Raw genomic sequence first — 5,134 nt, 5'->3', positions numbered from 1 at the left:
GTTGAGCCCGGCCAGCGCCTGGAACGCACCGCGTGCCTTCGCACCGAGCTCGGCCTTGAGCGCGCCGAGGTTGCGCCCCATGCCGAGCTGGCGGCCGTGCTCGTCGACCACGCGCAGGTTCATGAACAGGTGCGGCGCGAGCATGTCGAGCTTGAAGTCGGCGCGCTTCACGTCGATGCTGGTCATGTCGCGCACGCGCTTGAGCAGCACGTCGGTCAGCGAGCCCGTGCCGAACAGCTCGGGTTCCGACAGCGCCTCGGCCAGCTTCGCCGCCGACTCGGGCAGCGGCACCAGCCGCGAGCGCGGCCGTTGCGGCAGGCTCTTGAGCAGCGCCTGGATCTTGTCCTTGAGCATGCCCGTCACCAGCCATTCGCAGCGTTCCTCGCTGACCTGGTTGAGCACGAACAGCGGCACGCTGACGGTCAGGCCGTCCTTGGCGTCGCCGGGCTCGTGCAGATAGGTCGCGGCGCAATCCACGCCGCCGAGCCGCAAGGTGGGCGGGAACGACTGGGTGGTGATGCCGGCCGCCTGGTGGCGCATCAGCTCGTCGCGCGAGAGGAACAGCAGCCGCGGCTGCTCCTTCGAGGCCTGCCGGTACCAGTTCTCGAAGGTCGTGCCGCTGGCCACGTCGGCCGGCAACTGCGCGTCGTAGAAGGCGAAGATCAGCTCGTCGTCGACCAGCACGTCCTGCCGGCGCGACTTGTGCTCGAGGCCCTCGACCTCGCGCACCAGCTTGCGGTTGGCCGCGAGGAACGGAAAGCGGCTGTCCCACTGCCCGCCGACCAGCGCCTCGCGGATGAAGATCTCGCGCGCGGCGACCGGGTCGACGCGCGTGAAGTCGACGCGCCGGCCGCTGTAGACCACCAGGCCGTAGAGCGTGGCGCGCTCGAGCGCGGCCACCTGCGCGCTCTTCTTCTCCCAGTGCGGATCGAGCAGCTGCTTCTTCAGCAGATGCCCGCCCACTTCCTCGAGCCACTGCGGCTCGATGTTGGCGATGCCGCGGCCGAACAGCCGCGTGGTCTCGACCAGTTCGGCCGCCACGATCCAGCGCCCCGGCTTCTTCTTCAGGTGCGCACCAGGATGCTTGTAGAACTTGATGCCGCGCGCGCCGAGGTAGGCCTCGTCGTCCTCGAGCTTCCAGCCGACGTTGCCGAGCAGGCCGGCCAGCATCGACAGGTGCAGCGGCTCGTAGCCCGCGGGCTCGGCATTGATGCGCCACTTGTGCTCGGTGACCACCGTGAGCAGCTGCGAATGGATGTCGCGCCATTCGCGCACGCGGCGCACGTTGACGAAGTTCTGGCGCAGCAGCTGCTCGTACTGGCGGTTGCTGAGCTTGTGGCTGTCGCCGTGGCCGCCGCGCGCGTCGGCGATCCACTTCCACAGCCGCAGGTAGCCGCTGAACTCGCTTTTCTCGTCGTCGAACTTCGAATGCGCCTGGTCGGCCTGCTGCTGCGCTTCCATCGGGCGGTCGCGCACGTCCTGCACGCTGAGCGCCGAGGCGATCACCAGCACCTCGTCGAGCGCGCCGCGCGAGCGGGCCTCGAGGATCATGCGGCCCACGCGCGGGTCGAGCGGCAGCTTGGCGAGCTCGGCGCCGGTGGCGGTCAACTCGTTGGCATCGTCGACCGCGCCGAGCTCGTTGAGCAGCTGGTAGCCGTCGGCGATGGCGCGCGGCGACGGCGCCTCGAGGAAGGGAAAGCGCGACACGTCGCCAAGCCGCAGCGACTTCATGCGCAGGATCACGCCCGCGAGCGACGAACGCAGGATCTCGGGATCGGTGAAGCGCGGCCGGCCCTCGAAGTCCTTCTCGTCGTAGAGGCGGATGCAGATGCCGTTGGCCACGCGGCCGCAGCGGCCCGCGCGCTGGTTGGCGGCGGCCTGGCTGATCGGCTCGACCAGCAGCTGCTCGACCTTGCTGCGGAAGCTGTAGCGCTTCACGCGCGCCGTGCCCGCGTCGATCACGTAGCGGATGCCCGGCACGGTGAGCGAGGTCTCGGCCACGTTGGTGGCCAGCACGATGCGCCGGCCGGTGTGGCCGTCGAAGATGCGGTCCTGCTCGGCCTGCGACAGGCGCGCGAACAGCGGCAGCACCTCGGCATTGCGGTACAGCGGCTGGTGCGTGAGGTGCCGGCGCAGATGGTCGGCGGCCTCGCGGATCTCGCGCTCGCCGGGCAGGAAGACCAGGATGTCGCCCGCATGGTGCGGATCGCGCCAGAGCTCGTCGACGCCGTCGGCGATGGCGTCGTTGAGGTCGTGGTCGCGCGATTCCTCGAAGGGCCGGTAGCGCTGCTCCACGGGGAAGGTGCGGCCCGAGACGAACACCGTGGGCGCCGGCCCCTTGGCCGAGGCGAAATGCTGCGCGAAGCGGTCGGCGTCGATGGTCGCCGAGGTCACGATCACCTTGAGGTCGGGCCGGCGCGGCAGGATCTCGCGCAGGTAGCCGAGCAGGAAGTCGATGTTCAGCGAGCGCTCGTGGGCCTCGTCGATGATGATGGTGTCGTAGGCCTTGAGCAGCGGATCGGTCTGCGTCTCGGCCAGCAGGATGCCGTCGGTCATCAGCTTGACCGAGGCATCGCGCGACAGGCGGTCCTGGAAGCGCACCTTGAAGCCGACCACGTCGCCCAGCGGTGTCTTGAGTTCTTCCGCGATGCGCTTGGCCACCGAGCTCGCGGCGATGCGGCGCGGCTGCGTATGGCCGATGAGGCGGCCCTTGCCGGGCTCGGCATTGAGCTTGCCGCGGCCCAGCGCCAGCGCGATCTTCGGCAGTTGCGTGGTCTTGCCCGAGCCGGTCTCGCCGCAGACGATCACCACCTGGTGCGCCTGGATGGCGGCCATGATCTCCTCGCGCCGGGCGGAGACCGGCAGCGATTCGGGAAAGTCGATGCGAAGGGAGGAAGTCGTCGTGGTCGTCAAGGGAGGGGGTCGCAAGCGCAGGCGCCCGTTCTCTTCGGGCAAACCGTCGATTATCGACGCGCGCGATGGATGTTGCAGCACATCCACACCGCGGCGTAAATATTCTTTACGCCGCGAGCCCGCGCCGCTACGATCGCGGCCATGACCACCATCCTTGTCCCCCCCTCGCTGCGTTTGCGCGCAGGCCACGTGAGTGCACGTGGCGGGGTCAAGTCGACCCGCCCGGCCTGACGAAGCCCGCGCGCGCCGCGTTCTCCTTCACGGAACGCCGCCCGCGCGCTTCGGCAGCAGTCCGAAGCGCGCCGCCCTGATCCCGACCAGCGCATCGCATGCAGCCTCTCCCCGTTCGCGGGGAAGCGGCCGCGTTCCCGTCTCCCGAAACATCATCCGAAGAAGAAAAAGACCGCCATGTCCAACGACATCCATTCCGACCTGCATGCGACGCTCGCCGAGCGCTCGCGCCACCTGCAGGCCGTGGCCCATTCGCTGAAGACCGAGCTCTTCGGCATCGACGACATCATCGATCGCGTGATCGATTCCCTGCGCGCCTGGTACGTGCTGCCGCAGCTCATCGGCCGCCCGGTCGTGATCTGCCTCTGGGGCCTCACGGGCACCGGCAAGACGCAGCTGGTGCGCCGCCTGGCCCAGCACCTGGGCTTCTACGACCGCTTCATCGAAGTGCAGATGGACGGCTTCAGCCACGGCTCGGGCCACCGCAGCGCCGGCTCGATCTCGGCCATGCTCGCCGAGTCGGGCATCGCCGAGGGCGAGCGCGGCATCCTGGTGCTCGACGAGTTCCAGCGCTTTCGCACCGTCGACAAGCACGGCAAGGAAGCCAAGGTCGAGCGCTACCAGGACGTCTGGGCGCTGCTGTCCGACGGCCGCCTGCCGCCCTCGCTGTCGGTGCTCGGCGAGATCGAGTCTTCATTGGCCTGGGCCGAGTACGACCAGGACCGCAAGAGCGTGGACGAAGACGACGACGAGGAAGACCAGAAGGACGGCAAGCCGCGCCGCAAGCGCCGGCTTCAGCTGTCGCCCTGGGAGGCGCAGGAGTTCAAGCGCTGCCTCAAGCTGCGCGAATCGCTGCTCGACATCATGACCTGGAAGCCGGCCGAGATTCAGGAGCGGCTGCGCGCCTTCCGCGCCTCGCAGGAGAGCTGGGAGACCGACTACTCGAAGCTGCTGGTGTTCGTCTCGGGCAACCTCGACGAGATGTACGCCGAGACCGCGAAGCGGGTCGAGGACTGCGACACCGACGCCGACATCTTCCACGCGCTGACGAAGAAGCTCTCGCTGATCGACGTCAAGAAGGCGTTGGCCGAACGCTTCAAGCCCGAGCAGATCGCGCGGCTGGGCAACAACCACGTGATCTATCCCTCGTTCGACCGCGCGACCTACGTGCGCCTGATCCTCTCGATCTGCGACCGCTACGTGAGCGAGATCCAGGAGAGCTCGGGCGTGCGCTTCGTGCTCGACGCCAGCGTCTACGAGCAGCTCTACGCCAACGCGGTGTTCCCCGCGCAGGGCACGCGGCCGCTGTTCTCGTCGATCCACGCGATCCTCAGCGCGACCCTGGTCAACGTGGCGCTCTGGGCGCTCGAACAGGGCGCCAACGGCGCCGAGCCGGTCTGGCTGATGCTGGACGCGGGCGACCGATCGCAGGGTGCGCAGGGCCAGGCGAAGATGGTGGCGCGCTTTCACCTCGCGCGGCGCGAGTTCCCGGTGGTGCTCGAGCTCAACCGACTCAAGCAGCGCGCCAACGCCGACTTCCGCGCGCTGCTGGCGGTGCACGAGGCCGGCCACGGGCTGGTCTATGCGCTGCTGTTCGGCCGCGCACCGCAGGAAATCCGCATCAACGTGGCCTCGTTCGAGGGCGGCTACAACAGCTACGTGAAGCGCAAGGCCTGGTCGAAGCAGAACACGCTCGACAGCATCTGCGTGAGCCTGGCCGGCCGCGCGGCCGAGCGGCTGGTGTTCGGCGATGCCGGCGCCACCACCGGCGCCGAGCAGGACCTGGCGCAGGCCACCGAGACCGCGGCGCGCCACGTGCGGCACCACGCCTTCGGCAGCCGCTGGAGCCGCACCGACGTGACGACCGACGCCAACGACAACCTCAACACCGACGTGGCGGCCACCAACCGGGAGATCGAGCAGATCCTGGCGCGCGAGCACATCCGCGCGCTCGAGCTGATCGAGTCGCACGCGACGGCCTTCCTGGCCG

Annotated in this window: 2 protein-coding genes; one reads left to right on the top strand and one right to left on the bottom strand. The window is 68.9% G+C overall.

Annotated elements, in window-relative coordinates; translation table 11 throughout:
* The coding region (hrpA, locus tag AC27VN_RS32175) for an ATP-dependent RNA helicase HrpA (RefSeq protein ID WP_490879186.1) at positions 1 to 2,835 on the bottom strand (2,835 nt) is incomplete at its 3' end.
* 486 nt (positions 2,836 to 3,321) lie between these two features.
* Here hrpA and AC27VN_RS32170 point away from each other — a divergent pair.
* Positions 3,322 to 5,134 (top strand): AAA family ATPase (locus AC27VN_RS32170; protein ID WP_490879185.1); only part of this gene is annotated, 1,813 nt, incomplete at its 3' end.

This window comes from Variovorax sp. 20P10.2.4 (genome assembly GCF_058244205.1).
This window is presented reverse-complemented; position numbering and strand designations above follow the sequence as displayed.